Genomic DNA, 15,381 nt, shown 5'->3' with positions numbered 1-15,381 from the left:
TTCGGTGTGCGGGAGGTGCGGGAGATGCGGCAGACGGCCCCGGAAGGGCGCGGACCGGTCAGTTACGGACCACCCGCCCCGGAGCCCGGTCTTCCCGTGCTGCCCGGCCTCGCCGCGATCCTGGCCGCCGCCGCGGGCCGTACCGCCGTCGAGCCGCCCGGCGGCGGACCCGTGCTCCGCGAGGCCGCCGCAGGCTACTGGTGGCGGCGTGGCCTGCGTACCCACGCCCAGGACGTGGTCTCCGCGCCGGGCGCCCGGCCGCTGATGCTCGCCCTGATCGCCGCCCACGGCGGCGACGTCCTCATGCCCCGGCCCTGCCCGGCCTGGTGGACCCCGCAGGCCCGGCTCCTCGGCCGTCCCGCCTATCACGTGCCCACCCCCGCCGAGTGCGGCGGCGTGCCCGACCCGTACGCCCTGCTCGAAACCGTCCGCCGGGTCCGCGCCGAGGGCGGTCACCCGCGACTGCTGCTGCTCTCCGTCGCCGACGACCCGACCGCCACCGTCGCCCCGCCCGAACTCGTCCGCGAGGCGTGCGAGGCCGCCGTCGCCGAGGGGCTGCACATCATCAGCGACGAGACCTGGCGCGACACCCTGCACCGGCGCGCCGACACCGTGCTGCTGAGCCCCGCCGAGATGTGCCCCGACGACGTCACCGTCCTGTACGACCTCGCGGGCGCCCTCGCCCCGCCCGCCTGGCCCTGTGCCGTGGCCCGCTTCCCACCCGCCGCGCCGGACCGGGCCGACCGTTACACCGACCCGCGCGCCCGCACCCTCGACGTCCTCACCGCCCTCGGCGCCTTCGTCGCGGGGCCCGTCGCCCCCGCCGCCGCGCACGCCCTCGACGAACCGGAGGACGTCACCGTACGGGCCGCCCGCGCCGCCGCCCTGCACGGACACGTGGCCGCCGCCGTCCACCGAGCCGTCCTCGCCGCGGGCGCCCTCGCCCGGCCGCCCCAGGCGGGCCGCCACCTCTACGCGGACCTCGGGCCACTGCGAGCCGGGCTCGCCGCGCGGGGCGTCACCGACTCCATGGAGCTGGAGAACCACCTCAGTCGGCGGCTCGGCACGCCCGTACCAGGCGGTCACCGATTCGGCGACGAACTCGGCGCCCTGCGCGTGCGGTTCGACACCGGCGCCTTCCTGGGGGCCGACGAGGAGGAACGCACGGAGTCCCTCGCCTCTCCGAACCCGGTGGAATTGCCATACGTGGCACGGGCGTTGGCCGAGTTCGGGGCGGCACTGGAGGAACTCCGGTGACCGCCGGGGCGCTTCGGCCACCGCCATCGAGACCGTCCCGACGAACCGCGTAGAAACGGAGCCCGCAGATGACGGAACAGACGGCACGGCCTACGCAGGCCCCGCAGCCCGTGCGCGAGAGCGGGACCGCCCCCGGACCGGCTCCCGCCGCCCCCGGACCGGTTCCCGCCGCCCCCGCCCCGTCCCCCGTCCTCCAGCCCCTGGGCCGGACCCGCCCCGACTGGCCCCGCTCCTTCGTCGACCGCCTCACCGCCCCGCTCCCCGGTGTCCGTGCCATGGCCAGGCTCGCCCGCGAGGGCGCCGTGCGCCCAGGCGTCGAGGGGCTCCGCGACATTCCGCTGCTGCCGTTCGCCCCCGGCCCGCTCCCCGAAGCCGGGCCCGACACCCTCGCCGTCACCTGGGCGGGCCACGCCAGCTGGATCCTGCGCATCGGCGGCCTCACCGTCCTCACCGACCCCGTCTGGTCCCGGCGCATCCTCGGCACCCCCGCCCGGATCACGCCCGTCGGGGTCCGCTGGGAGGACCTGCCGCCCGTGGACGCGGTCGTCATCAGCCACAACCACTTCGACCACCTCGACGCCCCGACCCTCAGACGGCTGCCGAGAGACACCCCCGTCTTCGTCCCCGCCGGTCTCGGGCGCTGGTTCGCCCGCCGCAGGTTCAGCCACGTCACCGAGCTCGACTGGTGGGAGGCGGCCGAACTCGACGGTGTGCGCTTCGAGTTCGTCCCCTCGCACCACTGGTCCAAGCGGACCCTCCTCGACACCTGTCGCTCGCTCTGGGGCGGCTGGGTCCTCTCGGAGCGGTCCGATCCCTCCGACCGGTCCGAACACCCCGACCGCGCCGACCGCCCCGGACGGCAGGTGTACTTCGCCGGCGACACCGGTTACGGCCACTGGTTCGCCGAGATCGGCGCCCGTCACCCCGGTATCGACCTCGCCCTGCTCCCCATCGGCGCCTACGCGCCCCGCTGGTGGCTCAGCGACGTCCACACCGACCCCGAGGAGGCCGTCCGCGCCTTCCAGGACCTCGGCGCGCGCCGCATGGCCCCCATGCACTGGGCGACGTTCGTGCTCTCCTCCGAGCCCGTCCTCGAACCGCTCACCCGGGTCAGGGCCGCCTGGGAGCGGGCCGGCCTGCCCCGCGAGGACCTCTGGGACCTCCCGGTCGGTGCCTCACGCCTGCTCGGTCCCTGACCCGCCGCCGCGCCCCTCTCCCCGTACCCGCCGCCACAGCGCCGGTGCCCCGCTGATCAGCAACGCCAGGCCCACCGCCGCCACGACGCCCTGCCACGGCTCCGGGAAGAGCGAACCGCCCAGGATGCCGATCAGCTGATACGTCGCCGCCCAGGCCAGGCACGCCGGCAGGTCCCCGCGCACGAACCTCCGCAGCGGCACCTTCGCGAGGAGACACGCCAGCATCACCGGGATCCGCCCGGCCGGCACCAGCCGCGACAGGACCAGCACCGAGACCTGGTGGGTGGCGAGCTTCTCCTGGGCCTGCGCGAGCCGCTCGGGCGTGACCCGGCCCCGCAGCGCGGCCAGCCACCGCGAGCCGTTGCGCGAACGGACCCCCCGCTGCCCCAGCCAGTACAGCGTCACGTCCCCGAGCAGCGCCGCGAGGGCGGCCACCAGGAAGACGTAGAGCAGCGCCAGCGGAGCCGTCTGGTGGAAGGCGACGACCGCCGCCGAGCTGACGATCGCCCCCGTCGGCACCACGGGCACCAGCGAGCCGAGGGCCACGAGCAGGAAGAGCGAGGGGTAGCCGACCGCCTGCTGCGTCGACTCCGGGGGCACATCGCCCGCCGCCGCCAACAGGCCATGGATCACCGGGCGACCTCGGGGCGCACCCGCGCGCCGTGACCGAGCAGGTGCACCACCACCTTCGGCGCGAGCCGCGCCGCCTGCCGGACGAACTCCTCGCCCGGCGCGTGGAACTCGTGCGGCCGCACCGCGTCCATCCCGATGGGCCAGTACGTGCCGTAGTGCACCGGCACCGCCGCCGCCGGGCAGAGCGCGGCGAGCGCCTGCGCCGCCCGGCCCGCGTCGAGATGGTTGTGTCCCAGATACGGCCCCCAGCCGCCCACCGGGAGCAGCGCCACGTCCACCGGGCCGACCGCCTCCGCCATGGACTCGAAGAGCCCGGTGTCACCGGCGAAGTACGTCCGCGCCTCGCCCTCGACGACGTAGCCGAGCGCGGGGGAGCGGTGCGGCCCCACCGGCAGCCGTCGCCCGTCGTGCAGCGCCGGGACGGCCCGTACCGTCACGCCCTCGACCGTCACCGTGTCGCCCGGCCCCACCTCGGTCAGCCGCAGCCCCCGCTCGCCGAGTCTGCGCAGTCCCGGCACGGCCCGGGGCGCGCCGCGCGGCACCACGACGACGGTGCCGGGCGCCAGCCGGGCCAGCGAGGGAACGTGCAGATGGTCGGCGTGCAGATGGGAGACGAGCGCCGCCTCGGCGCGCGCGGCCTCGGGTGGCGGCGCCGCGCCTCTGCGCCGCCGCAGATGCGCCAGCCTGCGGGCGAAGAGCGGATCGGTCAGGAACCTGACGCCGGAGTCCTCGACCGTGCAGCTGGCATGACCCCACCAGGTGACCTCCACCGGCCCGGCTCCTTCCGTTCCGTACCGCGGTACGTCCACGCCGTCGTCCGTCCTCGCCTTGTCTCGAGAGTAATTGTCCGCGGCGGGCGACGCGGGGCGTCTACGGTGGGATGCGGGGGTAGCCATCCGTCAGCAAGGGGATGGGAGTCGCGGTGAGCACGATGGGGACGACCTGCAATTCGGCGCAGTGCCCGCGTTGCGGGGGCGTCCTCGCCGTCACCCAGGACGGCTGGAAGATCTGCCACACCTGTGGCTACTCCTCGCCGCCGTGAGACCGGTGCGCGCCGCGCGGGCGTGGTCTGCTCGGGTGCCCCGGTTCGGAGTAGGGTCGGTCCATGGACGACGTTCGGGTGGCGGCGATCGCCAGCCTCACCCCGCTCGAGGAACTCGACAGCGACCCCTTCCTGGTCGACACGCGCAGCCAGCACGCCATGTGCGCCCGCTGGGCCCTGGACAAGGGCTACGCGGTGACCAGACAGCTCCTCTTCTACGGCATCAGGCCCGACCACGCCGTGCTCTGGGCGGACGTGGACGCCGGCCAGGTCGACCTCTTCGTCGCCCCCAACGAACGGGTCCTGTCGCGGGCGTTGACGGATGTGGCCGGCTTCCGCACCGAGTGCGAGCGGCGCGGTGTACGGCTGGAGACCGCGGGGCTCGACGAGCCGTCCTACGACTCGGCCCGCAAGGCCGACGTCCACCGCAGGCTCTCCATGCCCACCGCCGGCTACGACGGCTGCTGAAGCCGCCACCCGCCACCCGCCACCCGGGCCGAGCCCCAGGCCCCGAGTTCCGCAGGTCCCCAGGCCCTCAGGTCCGCGGGCCCCGCAGGCCCCCAGGCCCTCGCCCGCCCCCGCGGCCGCGCCGCGTCATGTGGGTGATGTGCCACGCTTGAGGCAGGTAACGGGTGAAAGGTGAACCAGGCGTGGGTGACGGGCGATGGCGTACCGACGGCCGCTGGCGGACCGCGGGCAGCGCCGTGGTGCGGGTGATCGTGGTCTGGGCGGTGTCCACACTGACCATGCTCGCCCTGGCCGGGCTGCTCCCCGACTTCCAACTCCAGTCCGCCGACGGCGACAGCATCACCCGCACCGCGCTGACCGCCGTGTGGGGCGCGGGCGTCTTCGGTCTGCTCACCGCGCTCGTCTGGCCCGTCGTCGTCCGCGCGCTGCTGCTCGTACCGGCCCTGGTCCTCGGCCTGTTGGTGTTCTTCCTCAACGGTTCGCTGCTGCTCATCGCGCTCTGGCTGGTCCCCGACGGGCGCGGCGCCGCCAACCCGGAGACGGCCGTCGTGGTCGCCGCCGTGATGTCGGCCGTCGCCTCGGCGACCTCCACCGCCCTCGCGGTCAGGGACGACGACGCCTACCGCAGGCGCCTGTACCGGCTCGCGGACCGCAAGCGGCCCCGGGCGGTGACCGGTGGCCCGCAGACCCCGCCCGGGACGCTCTTCCTCCAGCTCGACGGGGTCGGCCACCAGGTGCTCCGTGACGCGGTCGCCGACGGACTGATGCCGACCGTCGCCGACTGGCTCGACACCAGCCACCGGCTCACCCCCTGGCGCACCGACTGGTCCAGTCAGACCGGCGCCAGCCAGCTCGGCATCCTGCACGGCTCCAACGAGGACGTGCCCGCCTTCCGCTGGTACGAGAAGGACACCGGCCGGCTGATGGTCTCCAACCGGCCCGCGAGCGCCGTCGAGCTCCAGCGGCGCGCCATCGCCCGCACCGATGACGGCGGACTGCTCACCGTCGACGGGGCCTCGCGCGGCAACCTGTTCAGCGGCGGAGCGGACCAGCTGGCCCTGGTCCTGTCGATGGCGGCCCGCAGGGGCCGCCGCAACCGTTCCCGCGCCGGGTACTTCACGTACTTCTCCGACCCGGCCAACGCCGTCCGCACGGCGGGCTCCCTCGTCACCGAGGTGGTCCGCGAGATCGTCCAGTCGACGAGGTCCAGGCTGCGCAAGGACAGCCCCAGGGTCTCGCGGGGCGGCCTCTACCCCTTCGTCCGCGCCTTCGCCACCGTCGTCGAACGGGACGTGGTCGTCGCCGCCGTGATCGGTGATCTGCTGGCGGGGCGGACCGCCGTCTACGCCGACCTCGTCGCGTACGACGAGGTGGCGCACCACTCGGGGCCGCACGGCCACGACACCGACCGGGTGCTGGCCCGGCTCGACCGGTCGATCGCGCTGATCGCCAAGGTCGCCGAGCACGCGCCCCGCCCGTACCGGATCGTGCTCCTCTCCGACCACGGCCAGAGCGCGGGACCGACCTTCGAGGGCGCCTACGGGCTGACCCTGCGCGATCTCGTACGGGCGGGCTGCGGGCTGCCCGTGCCGCGCAGGGTCCGGCGGACCCGCTGGGGGCACCCCCAGACGGAGTCCGGGGGAGGCTCCGAGGCCCGTGACGCGGCCCGCGACGCGCTGCGCAGCGCGCTCCACCGGCCGGTGGACGAGGAGGGCGAAGGGGAGCGGGTTGGCGGCGAGGAGACCGGGGGCAGGGCCGAGCCCGTCGTGCTGGCCTCCGGGAACCTCGGGCTGATCTCCTTCCCCGAGGTTCCGCACCGGATGACCCGCGAGGAGATCGAGCGCCGTCATCCCGGGCTGCTGCGCACCCTCGCCAACCACCCCGGCATCGGTTTCCTGCTGGTGGCGAGCGCCGAGCACGGTTCGGTCGTGCTCGGGCGGGACGGGGCCGAGGTGCCGGTCGCGGCGCTCGACGACGACGGTCCGCTGGCGGTGTTCGGGCGTGGCGCGGCGGACGCGGTCCGGCGCACGGACGGCTTCCCGCACGTCGCCGACATCATGGTCAACTCGATGTACGACCCGGCGACCGGGACCGTGCACGCCTTCGAGGAGCAGATCGGCTCGCACGGCGGCCTCGGCGGGGAGCAGGGGCACCCGTTCCTGCTGTCGCCCGTGGACCTCTCGGAGCCGGTCGGGGACGGGGGCGAACTGGTGGGCGCCGAGCAGGTGCACCAGGTGCTGCGCCGCTGGCTGTGGGAGTGCGCGGGCCCGCAGGTGCCGCTGGAGATTTCCCCGCCCACGAGCGATGCGGAAGTGTTTCTTCCGGTTGACGGGGCGGTCGCACCGGAGAAAAACACCTGATTTGGCGAGGCGTCTCACCTCCCGGACCATGTTCGGGTTTGTACGACGAGAGGCGCACCACCCCCCATGAGCACGGCCACCCCCGCACCACCGTCCGATTCCGCCGAAGAGACCAGGCACGCCCGGCGGTTCGGACTCCCGATCGCCACCGCCCTGGTCATGGGCAACATCATCGGCGGCGGCATCTTCCTCCTCCCCGCCTCCGTCGCGCCCTTCGGCACGATCAGCCTCGTCGCCTTCGGCGTCCTCACCCTCGGCGCGATCGCCCTCGCCCTCGTCTTCGGCCGGCTCGCCCACCGTCACCCGCAGACCGGCGGCCCGTACGTCTACGCCCGCGCCGCCTTCGGCGACTTCGCCGGCTTCCTGGCGGCCTGGTCGTACTGGATCACCGCCTGGGTCTCCAACGCGGCCCTCGCCGTGGCCGCCGTCGGCTACCTCGACGTCCTGATCCCGGTCCACGAGTCGACGGCCGCCACCATCGCCGCCGCCCTGACGCTCCAGTGGCTGCCGGCCCTCGCCAACCTCGCGGGCACCCGCTACGTCGGCGCGGTCCAGCTGGTCGCGACCGTCCTCAAGTTCGTCCCGCTGCTCCTGGTCGCCGTCGGCGGGCTCTTCTTCTTCGACAGCGCCAACCTCGGCCCCTTCCAGGCGGGCGGCGACGACGCGCTCGGCGCGGTCTCCGCCTCCGCCGCGATCCTGCTCTTCAGCTACCTGGGCGTCGAGTCGGCCGCCGTCAGCGCCGGCGAGGTCCGCGACCCCCGCCGCAACGTCGGCCGCGCGACCGTCCTCGGCACCCTGGGCGCCGCCACCATCTACCTCCTCGGCACGGTCGCCGTCTTCGGTACGGTCGCCCACGACCGGCTCGTCGACTCCACCGCGCCCTTCTCGGACGCCGTGAACGTCATGTTCGGCGGCTCCTGGGGCGGCACCGCCATCGCCTGCATGGCCCTGGTCTCCATGGTCGGAGCGCTCAACGGCTGGACGCTGCTCAGCGCCCAGACCCCGTACGCCGCCGCCCGCGACGGCCTCTTCCCCCAGGTCTTCGCCCGCAAGCGGCGCGGGGTCCCGACGGTCGGCGTCCTCGTGACCGTGGTCCTGGCCTCGCTCCTGACGGTCTACAACTACACGGTCGGCACCGAGGGGGTCTTCGAGATCCTGGTCCTCGTCACCACCTTCACCGCCACCGTCCCGTACCTGCTGTCCACCGCCGCGCAGATCTACTTCCTGCTCTCCGGCCGCGCCGAGCGCGTCGACCGCGCGCGGCTCGCCCGCGACGGCGTCCTGGCCGCCGCCGCGTTCGGCTTCTCCATGTGGCTGGTGGCGGGCTCCGGTTACGCGGCCGTGTACCAGGGCGTCCTGTTCCTCTTCGCGGGCGTGCTCGTCTACGCGTGGATGTCGGCCCGCAAGACGCGCACGGCGGACGCGGGCGCGGACGCAGGCGCGGAAGCGGGCGCGAACGCCGGGATGGACGGCGGGGCGGACGCCGAGGCGGGCGCGGGCGCGGGTGCGGACGCCGGGCCGGAGGCCTCCCCGCACGCCGCCGACGGCGCGGCCGAGCGCGTGAATTCGGGCGTGCCCGCGTAGGCCGCTCGGGCGGATCCGCCGCCCGTTCCCGCACGTCGGGCCCGCCCCGGGGCAGTACGCATCTCCATGAGCCCCGGCACGACCCCCCACCCCGCGCCCGCCGCTCCGGCGAGTGCGGCCCGGCGTGCCGTGCTCGTCCTCGCGCTGGTGCTCGCCGCCCTGTTCGGGGTGGGCGCCGGCGTCGGTGGACCGGCCTGCGCGGAAGCCAGGCACCTGTCCACGAGCCAGCCCGCCGACCCCGGCAGTGAGGCGCACGAACTCGCCGAGGCGGCGGCCGCGGCACCCGGACGGTTCCGCTCCCGCCGCCGGGGCGTCCGCCCCCGGGACGCGCGCCGGGCTCCCGGCGGGGACCAGTCCGCCGCCCGGGTGTCCGCCCCCGCACCCGTACCGCGTCCGCACGGCGCCGCCCTGCGGTGTGTGGTGATGCGTTGCTGAGAGGCCCGTACCTCTCACGCACCTCACCCCCCACCCCAAGGAGCTTCGCCATGCCCACCGACCCCTTCGCCGTCCTGCGCGCCCTGCTGCGCGCCGAGGCCGCACGCGCCGAACGCGGCGCGCCCGCCGAGCCGGAACGGACACCCGCCCGGACCGCAGAGCCCGCCCCCGGCGGCCCGGCCCGACAGGTCCGACAGGTCCGGCAGGTCCGGGACGCCCGGGAGGAACGGCCCTCGTACTAGGCCGTGTCCGGAAGCAGGCCCGGCCGGCGGGCCGGTTGCACAACGGTGCACGGTGAACGAGGCTGAGCCGATGACCTCGACCGACCGGCACCCCACCACCGATCGGTCCGCCGGCTCCACTGACCCCACCGCCCGCACCGGCCCCGCCGCCCGGGTCGCGGCGCTCCGCGACCGGCTCCTGGCCCTCGTCCGCCGGCCCTACTGGGACCGCCCCGACCCCTCGTACCTGATCCGCCGCTGGCCCGACCTGACCGCGCTCTGCGCCGCCACCCTCTTCTTCTGGGCCTCCCTCACCCCCTCGCTCGTCCCGCGACCCTGGTACCTCCAGGGCGTCGTCGGCGGCATCACCGCCGCCATCGGCTACGCGCTCGGCTCCTCGGCCGCCTGGCTGGTCCGGGCGCTCGCGCCCCGGCTGCCCGGTGAGCGCGTGCGGGCCCGGTGCTGGCAGACGTACTGGGTGGCCGCGCCCGTGCTGTCGGGCCTGCTGATCTCCGAGAGCGCCCGGATGCAGCGTCAGCTCCGGGTCCTGCAAGGCCTGCCGCAGGGCCTGACCTGGCACACCCCGATGATCGCGCTGATGGCGACCGCCCTGCTGCTCGCCCTCCTCCTCGTCGCCCGGGCCGTGCGGCTCGCCTCGGCCAAGCTGATCCGGCTGCTCGGCAGGCTCCTGCCGAAACCCGTCGCCTTCGCCGTCGGGGCGCTGCTCTCCGCCCTCGCCGTCCTCGTCGGCGTCCGGGACGTGGTCTTCGACCGGGGGATCGTCGACGTCGCCGACCGGATCGCCGAGGCGACCAACGGCGGCACGAAGGACGGCATCCAGCGGCCCGTCTCGCGGTACGTCTCCGGCGGACCCGGCTCCCTCATCGCCTGGCAGGACCTCGGCTACCAGGGCCGCAACTTCACCGGATCCGTCCCCACCCGCGCCCGCGTCACCGCCGTCTCCGGAGGCCCCGCCAAGGACCCGGTCCGCGTCTACATACCCTCCGCGCTGCCGGCCGCCTTCACGGACGAGCGCCCCTTCGCCGCCCAGGCCCGGCTCGCCGTACGGGAGCTGGAGCGCACCGGCGCCTTCGACCGCCGGGTGCTCGTCGTCGCGGGCACCACCGGCACGGGCTGGGTCAACCCCAACGTGGCCGAGCCGCTGGAGTTCATGTACGGCGGCGACACCGCGATCGTCGCCGTCCAGTACTCGTACCTGCCCAGCTGGGTCTCCTTCCTCGTCGACAAGGAGAAGGCCGGCCAGGCCACCCGGGCGCTCGTGCGGGAAGTACGCGCCCGGCTCGACACGCTCCCGGCCGAGCGCCGCCCCACGTTCCTCGTCACCGGCGAGAGCCTCGGCGCCTACGCCGTGGAGGCCTCCTTCGACGGCCCCGACGACCTGCTCGCCCGCACGGACGGGGCCCTGCTGCTCGGCACCCCGAACTTCTCCCCGATCTCCCAGGAGATCCGGCGCGACCGGGACCCCGGCAGCCCCGTGTGGCGCCCGCAGTACGAGGGCGGGGCGCGGGTGCGCTTCGCCCAGTTCCCGGCGGCCGACCTCACCCGGCCCCCGGCCCGCTGGGGGTTCCCACGCGCGGTCTATCTGCAGAACGCCTCCGACCCCGTGGTCTGGTGGTCCCCGGCCCTCCTCCTGGAGCGCCCCGCGTGGCTCGCGGACCCGCTCGGCCCGGACATCACTCCCGAGATCGACTGGTTCCCGTTCGTCGCCTTCTGGCAGACCTCGATCGACATGGCCGTCAGCTACGGGGTGCAGGCACCCCACGGGCACCGCTACGGCGCCGGGGCCGTGGACGGCTGGGCGGCGGTGGCCCCGCCGGAGGGCTGGACGGCCGCCGACACGACCAGGCTGCGCGCCTACATCCAGCACCGCGCCGCCGCGTACTGAGCCGCCGCGTACCGAGGCCACCGCGCCGCCGGGTTCCGAGGGCACCGCGCCGCCGCGTACCGAGGCCCCGCGCTCCCCGGGATCAGAGGACGACCGTGAACGCCTGCGTGAGCAGCGTCTGTTCGAGACGGAGCTGAAGCTTCCGGGCGGTGCCCCGCAGCCGTTCGCGCTCCGCAACCGGCAGCGAGACGGCCACCGCCGACCGGACCGCGCCGACCGAGACGGGAACAGCAGCGCAGACGGTACCGAGCACGTACTCCTCCCACTCGTGCACCGGCGCCCCTCGGCGTATGCCGGAGAGCCGCCGCATCAGCGCCTCCTCGTCCGGGACCGTCCTCGGGGTCAGCCGGCCGACGGGATGCCGGGAGAGATAGGCGCGACGGGCGTCCGGGTCCAGCTGGGCCAGCAGACACTGCCCGAGGGCGTGCGCGTGCGCGCTGCTGCGGAACTCCGTCCACTCCTCGACCGCCGGTCGCTCCGGGGTGTCGGCGTACGCGACGAGTTCGACCTCCTCCGCCACGAACACGCCGTAGTACACGGGGGCGTCGAGCTCCTCGTGGAGCGCCCGTAACCAGTCCGGCAGCCGCGCGCCCCCGCCCTGACCCTCGCCGCCCAGCCGGTGCGCGGCGGGCCCGAGCCGGAACCTGCCCCGCTCGTGGTGCAGATAGCCGTCGTGGACCAGGGTCCGCAGCAGGTGGTACGTCGTGGCGAGCGGCAGTCCCGCGGTCCGGGAGACGCGCTTGGCGGTGACCTCGCCGTACTCGGAGACGATCTCCAGGAGGAGCAGGGCCCGCCGGACCGAGCCGATCAGGGTCGGCTTCCGCTCGGGCGGGCGACGGGGGACCGGGTGCGGGACCGTGGGAGCCATGGGGCCAGTGTGCCCAGGAGGGGGCGGGCGCGGGCCGGGGTCGCCGAGCCTTGTGGGATCGGCCCGCACGACGGCGCGAAGCTGTCGTGATCCTCCAAACCGGGCCGGAGGAAGGCCCTTTCAGCCCGCTTCGTGGGCGGGCCGCGCCCCGGCACCCCGGCCGTGCAGGGCGACCAGCGCGGTCAGCGCGGCGGCGAGGACCACGAGGGCCACGAGGGCGGGGACGAGACCGACGAGCGCGCCGGACGCGAGGGCGCACACCCCGCCCACGGCGAGGACCGTCGGACGGCGGCCCGAACTGCGCAGCACGATCGCGGCGCCGCCGAGCAGGAACACCCCGACCCCGCCGGTCAGCGACCAGGCCACGACCCCGTGCAGGGGCTCGGCGAGGTCGTAGTGGCCGGTGTCGGCGACCTGTTGCAGGACCTTCTTCATGCCGAGCGCGCACAGCACGACACCGGCGACCAGCGGCAGATGCAGGAAGGTGTAGACGTCCCGGGCGAACCGGGTCCGTTCGTCGCCCTCCAGAGCGGCGAGCCGGTGCTCGGCCCCCTCCGCGAGCCGCCAGAAGTACAGCGCCCACAGCGCGGCCGAGAGCAGCAGTCCGGCCGCCGCCGTGCCCAGGACGGCGACCGTGACGGGGAAGCCCCCGACACCCACGCCCATGGCCACGATCGACTCGCCGAGCGCGATGATGACGATGAGGCCGTGCCGCTCGGAGAAGTGCGCGGGGGAGTTGACCCGCCAGCCGGAGGCCCCGGTCACATAGATGCCGCCGTAGTCGATGACCACCGCGCCCAGCCACAGCAGGAGTTGCACACTGCCCGTGTACGCGGAGCCGATCAGCAGCAGCACCATCGGCGGCAGCACGGACAGCAGCGCCGTGCGCCGCAGCGTGGCTCGCAGGGCGGCATCCCCGGGGCTGGAGAGCCAGTACGAGACCAGATGGAGCACGCGCACGGCTCCGTAGCAGAGCACGAAGAGCAGGGGCGCCGAGAGCCCGCCCGGCTTGTCCGCGAACACCTCGGGCACCACGAGCGACACGATGAAGACGACCGCCATCACCGTGACGAGCACGGCGAACAGCGCGCCGGAGTCGGCCCGGACGACGTTGCCCAGCCACGCGAAGCAGCACCAGCACCACCACAGCAGCGCGAGCACGATCATCGCGCCGGCCACCCGCGTCGGCGAGGGATCGGCCGCCATGAGGGCCGTCACCTGAGTGATCGCGTACACGAACACCAGGTCGAAGAAGAGTTCCGCGGGAGTCACCCGGTGCTCGTCCCCGGTCGCGACCATCCGCGCCCGGTCCCTGCGCCACGCCATGTGCGTCTCCCGCCGTCCCGTGGGCGAACCCCCGCCGCCACGGCGCGAACAATACCCACGCGCGCGGTACGTGTCCGGCCCGACGCGAGCCGCTCTACCGGCCCGGCCGGAACACCCGCAGGTCACGCACCTCGAAGGACATCTCGCGCGTCTCCGGATCCGGCGCCGGGTGGTAACGGCCCGCGCAGACCGAGAGATTGACGATCAGAAAGGCGTGCCAGGACGCGCCGACCCCGCGCCCGTCGGCGAACACCTTCTCGTCGTCGAGCCACCACACCACCGAGCGGGAGCCGAACTCGGTCCGCAGCCGGATCCAGCCGCCCGGCCGGACCGAGGGGGAGCGGTGGTAGCGGTAGGTGCCCCGCACGCGGTTCGACAGTTCGAGCAGGTCGGGGTTGTCGGGGTGGTACTCGAAGACGTCGATCTCCTGGCCGCCGTCCCGCCAGGTCCAGATCGCCGGCCACGCCCCGGTCTCCACGGGGAGCCGCACCCGCGCCTCCAGCACGTCCCCGGCGCGCACCTCGAAACCCTGCGCGCTGCCCTCCGTGGTCAGCAGCCCGGAGTCCCACCGCCCGTCGGCCCGGCGGGTCGCGCGGAAGACGCCGGACCGGCTGTAGGCGGGATCCGCCGTCAGATGGTCCAGCTTGTTGTCGCCCGGGTTGACCGGGCCGCCGTTCGGATAGGCCCACGAGCGCCCGGCGATCCACTGCTCCGGTGAGGCGAAGTCGGCGGTGAAGACCGGCTCGGAGGCCCGAGGCGGAGGCAGGGGAGGAGGCAGGGGCGGTCGGGTGGACATGAGCGGCTCCTCTGGCGGCCGGTGGCGGACGTACCACCCGATTCCTGCCCATGGCGGCAGCCGTCATGCGGAGTTGCTCACTCCCTGTCGAGAACTAGTCACGATGGGTAGAACTGATGTGGTCGTCGTCCGGATCCTCCGGCGAGGGGAGCGGCGCCGACGCCGTGACGATGCGCGGGAGGGCGGCGGGGTGTTCCCGCACAAGCCAGCCGACGAGCTCCTCCCGCACGGCGCAGCGGGTGGTCCATATGTCGTCGGCGTCCTTCGCGGTCACGAGCGCCCGGACCGTCATGCCGGTCGGGGAGGTGTCCGTGACGGCCAGGTCCCAGCCCCGCCGGTCCCAGGTGGGGCAGGTCTCCAGGAACGTCCTGAGGTGCGCGCGCATCTCGGCCACGGGCGTGGCGTGGTCGCAGTGGACGAAGACCGTGCCGGTCATCTCCGCGCCGCCCCGCGACCAGTTCTCGAAGGGCCGGGAGGTGAAGTACGAGACGGGCAGCGTGACCCGTCGTTCGTCCCAGGTCCGTACCGTGAGAAAGGTCAGCGTGACCTCCTCCACCACGCCCCATTCGCCGTCGACCACGACCGTGTCGCCTATGCGGACCATGTCGCCGAACGCGATTTGGAACCCGGCGAAGAGGTTCCCCAGTGTCGACTGCGCCGCGACACCGGCCACGATGCCGATGATCCCGGCCGATGCGAGCAGCGAGGTGCCGAGCGTGCGGAAGGACGGGAAGGTCACCAGGGCCACCGCCGTCGCGACCACACCGACGACGACAGCCACCACCCGCATGATGAGCGTGACCTGCGTACGGACCCGGCGCACCCGGGCCAGGTCGCTGGAGCGCCCGGCGTAGCGCGCGTACGAGGACTCGACGACGGCCGCCGCGACCCGCACGGCCAGCCAGGCGCCGCCGCCGATCAGGCACAGCAGCAGCACGTGCGCGACCCCCGCCCGGTGTTCGCGCAACGGCCCCCAGTCCGAGGCCCGCTGGGTCCACCCCAGGAGCGCGGTCAGCAGGACGACGTACAGCGGTGTGCGGCACCGGCGCAGCAGCCCCCACAGCGGGGTCTCGGGATGGCGGGCGTCCGCGTGCCGCAGGAGGAGGTCGGCGACGCGGGCGACGGCGAACGTCACCAGCGCCGAACCGCCGAGCACGAGCGCGAGACGAAGAAGGCTCTCCATGGCTCCCCAGGGGACGAGTCGACGACTCGATGAGTCGAGGACGGGTACAGGACGGTCCTGCTCGCCTCACCGCAGAACCCCCACCGAAACCCCGCGGGCCCGACCG

At 74.4% G+C, this 15,381-nt stretch carries 14 protein-coding genes; 8 read left to right on the top strand and 6 right to left on the bottom strand.

The genetic code is table 11. The annotated features are described in order from the left end of the window. Positions 1-24: 24 nt before the first annotated feature. Together AB0E14_RS00990 and AB0E14_RS00985 are read left to right on the top strand one after the other, a co-directional pair. A complete protein-coding gene (locus tag AB0E14_RS00990; RefSeq protein ID WP_362409905.1) occupies positions 25-1,257 on the top strand; it encodes an aminotransferase class I/II-fold pyridoxal phosphate-dependent enzyme in 1,233 nt (410 codons plus the stop codon). Positions 1,258-1,325: 68 nt separating this feature from the next. Beyond that, on the top strand, positions 1,326-2,453 hold the full coding sequence (locus tag AB0E14_RS00985) for an MBL fold metallo-hydrolase (RefSeq protein ID WP_362409903.1): 1,128 nt from the start codon (positions 1,326-1,328) through the stop codon (positions 2,451-2,453). On the opposite strand, the gene AB0E14_RS00980 is transcribed toward AB0E14_RS00985, so the two are convergent. Both AB0E14_RS00980 and AB0E14_RS00975 read right to left on the bottom strand, forming a co-directional pair. Further along, a complete protein-coding gene (locus AB0E14_RS00980; protein ID WP_362409901.1) occupies positions 2,433-3,086 on the bottom strand; it encodes a VTT domain-containing protein in 654 nt (217 codons plus the stop codon). The genes AB0E14_RS00985 and AB0E14_RS00980 overlap by 21 nt on opposite strands. Beyond that, positions 3,083-3,856: an MBL fold metallo-hydrolase gene (locus tag AB0E14_RS00975; protein WP_362409899.1), complete on the bottom strand. Its 774-nt coding sequence runs from the start codon at positions 3,854-3,856 to the stop codon at positions 3,083-3,085. The genes AB0E14_RS00980 and AB0E14_RS00975 overlap by 4 nt, the downstream gene beginning before the upstream one ends. Positions 3,857-4,191: 335 nt before the next feature. On the opposite strand from AB0E14_RS00975, the gene AB0E14_RS00970 reads away from it, so the two are divergent. The 6 genes from AB0E14_RS00970 (at position 4,192) to AB0E14_RS00945 (ending at position 11,102) form a co-directional block, all read left to right on the top strand. After that, positions 4,192-4,596, top strand: a complete 405-nt coding sequence (locus AB0E14_RS00970; RefSeq protein ID WP_362409897.1) for a hypothetical protein — start codon at positions 4,192-4,194, stop codon at positions 4,594-4,596. Positions 4,597-4,778: 182 nt separating this feature from the next. Next, positions 4,779-6,956: a phage holin family protein gene (locus tag AB0E14_RS00965; RefSeq protein ID WP_362409895.1), complete on the top strand. Its 2,178-nt coding sequence runs from the start codon at positions 4,779-4,781 to the stop codon at positions 6,954-6,956. Positions 6,957-7,022: 66 nt separating this feature from the next. Then, a complete protein-coding gene (locus tag AB0E14_RS00960; protein ID WP_362409893.1) occupies positions 7,023-8,540 on the top strand; it encodes an amino acid permease in 1,518 nt (505 codons plus the stop codon). 66 nt (positions 8,541-8,606) lie between these two features. Then, positions 8,607-8,975: a hypothetical protein gene (locus AB0E14_RS00955; protein WP_362409891.1), complete on the top strand. Its 369-nt coding sequence runs from the start codon at positions 8,607-8,609 to the stop codon at positions 8,973-8,975. Between the two features lie 50 nt (positions 8,976-9,025). Continuing rightward, positions 9,026-9,217: a hypothetical protein gene (locus AB0E14_RS00950; RefSeq protein ID WP_362409889.1), complete on the top strand. Its 192-nt coding sequence runs from the start codon at positions 9,026-9,028 to the stop codon at positions 9,215-9,217. 70 nt (positions 9,218-9,287) lie between these two features. Next, positions 9,288-11,102, top strand: a complete 1,815-nt coding sequence (locus tag AB0E14_RS00945; RefSeq protein WP_362409887.1) for an alpha/beta hydrolase — start codon at positions 9,288-9,290, stop codon at positions 11,100-11,102. An 82-nt stretch (positions 11,103-11,184) separates the two neighbouring features. On the opposite strand, the gene AB0E14_RS00940 is transcribed toward AB0E14_RS00945, so the two are convergent. From AB0E14_RS00940 to AB0E14_RS00925, 4 genes are all read right to left on the bottom strand, one after another. Continuing rightward, positions 11,185-11,970 (bottom strand): IclR family transcriptional regulator C-terminal domain-containing protein, encoded by a 786-nt coding sequence (locus AB0E14_RS00940; protein ID WP_362409885.1) that lies wholly within the window; start codon positions 11,968-11,970, stop codon positions 11,185-11,187. Between the two features lie 120 nt (positions 11,971-12,090). Next, entirely contained in the window at positions 12,091-13,296 is a 1,206-nt protein-coding gene (locus tag AB0E14_RS00935) for a low temperature requirement protein A (protein WP_362409883.1), read from the bottom strand. A gap of 94 nt (positions 13,297-13,390) precedes the next feature. Next, positions 13,391-14,092: a beta-glucanase gene (locus AB0E14_RS00930; RefSeq protein ID WP_362409881.1), complete on the bottom strand. Its 702-nt coding sequence runs from the start codon at positions 14,090-14,092 to the stop codon at positions 13,391-13,393. A 94-nt stretch (positions 14,093-14,186) separates the two neighbouring features. Then, entirely contained in the window at positions 14,187-15,275 is a 1,089-nt protein-coding gene (locus tag AB0E14_RS00925) for a mechanosensitive ion channel domain-containing protein (protein WP_362409878.1), read from the bottom strand. Positions 15,276-15,381 lie beyond the last annotated feature (106 nt).

The organism is Streptomyces sp. NPDC047981 (assembly GCF_040653315.1).
GTDB lineage: Bacteria > Actinomycetota > Actinomycetes > Streptomycetales > Streptomycetaceae > Streptomyces.
The sequence above is the reverse complement of the archived record's forward strand: the minus strand, read 5'-3'. Positions and strand labels throughout refer to the sequence as shown.

Excerpts from the sequence above, each read along its gene's own strand:
- AB0E14_RS00935 (WP_362409883.1), bottom strand. The coding sequence starts at position 13,296 with ATGGCGTGGCGCAGGGACCGGGCGCGGATGGTCGCGACCGGGGACGAG.
- AB0E14_RS00960 (WP_362409893.1), top strand. The coding sequence starts at position 7,023 with ATGAGCACGGCCACCCCCGCACCACCGTCCGATTCCGCCGAAGAGACC.
- AB0E14_RS00925 (WP_362409878.1), bottom strand. The coding sequence starts at position 15,275 with ATGGAGAGCCTTCTTCGTCTCGCGCTCGTGCTCGGCGGTTCGGCGCTG.
- AB0E14_RS00945 (WP_362409887.1), top strand. The coding sequence starts at position 9,288 with ATGACCTCGACCGACCGGCACCCCACCACCGATCGGTCCGCCGGCTCC.
- AB0E14_RS00955 (WP_362409891.1), top strand. The coding sequence starts at position 8,607 with ATGAGCCCCGGCACGACCCCCCACCCCGCGCCCGCCGCTCCGGCGAGT.
- AB0E14_RS00970 (WP_362409897.1), top strand. The coding sequence starts at position 4,192 with ATGGACGACGTTCGGGTGGCGGCGATCGCCAGCCTCACCCCGCTCGAG.
- AB0E14_RS00930 (WP_362409881.1), bottom strand. The coding sequence starts at position 14,092 with ATGTCCACCCGACCGCCCCTGCCTCCTCCCCTGCCTCCGCCTCGGGCC.
- AB0E14_RS00990 (WP_362409905.1), top strand. The coding sequence starts at position 25 with ATGCGGCAGACGGCCCCGGAAGGGCGCGGACCGGTCAGTTACGGACCA.
- AB0E14_RS00940 (WP_362409885.1), bottom strand. The coding sequence starts at position 11,970 with ATGGCTCCCACGGTCCCGCACCCGGTCCCCCGTCGCCCGCCCGAGCGG.
- AB0E14_RS00950 (WP_362409889.1), top strand. The coding sequence starts at position 9,026 with ATGCCCACCGACCCCTTCGCCGTCCTGCGCGCCCTGCTGCGCGCCGAG.
- AB0E14_RS00985 (WP_362409903.1), top strand. The coding sequence starts at position 1,326 with ATGACGGAACAGACGGCACGGCCTACGCAGGCCCCGCAGCCCGTGCGC.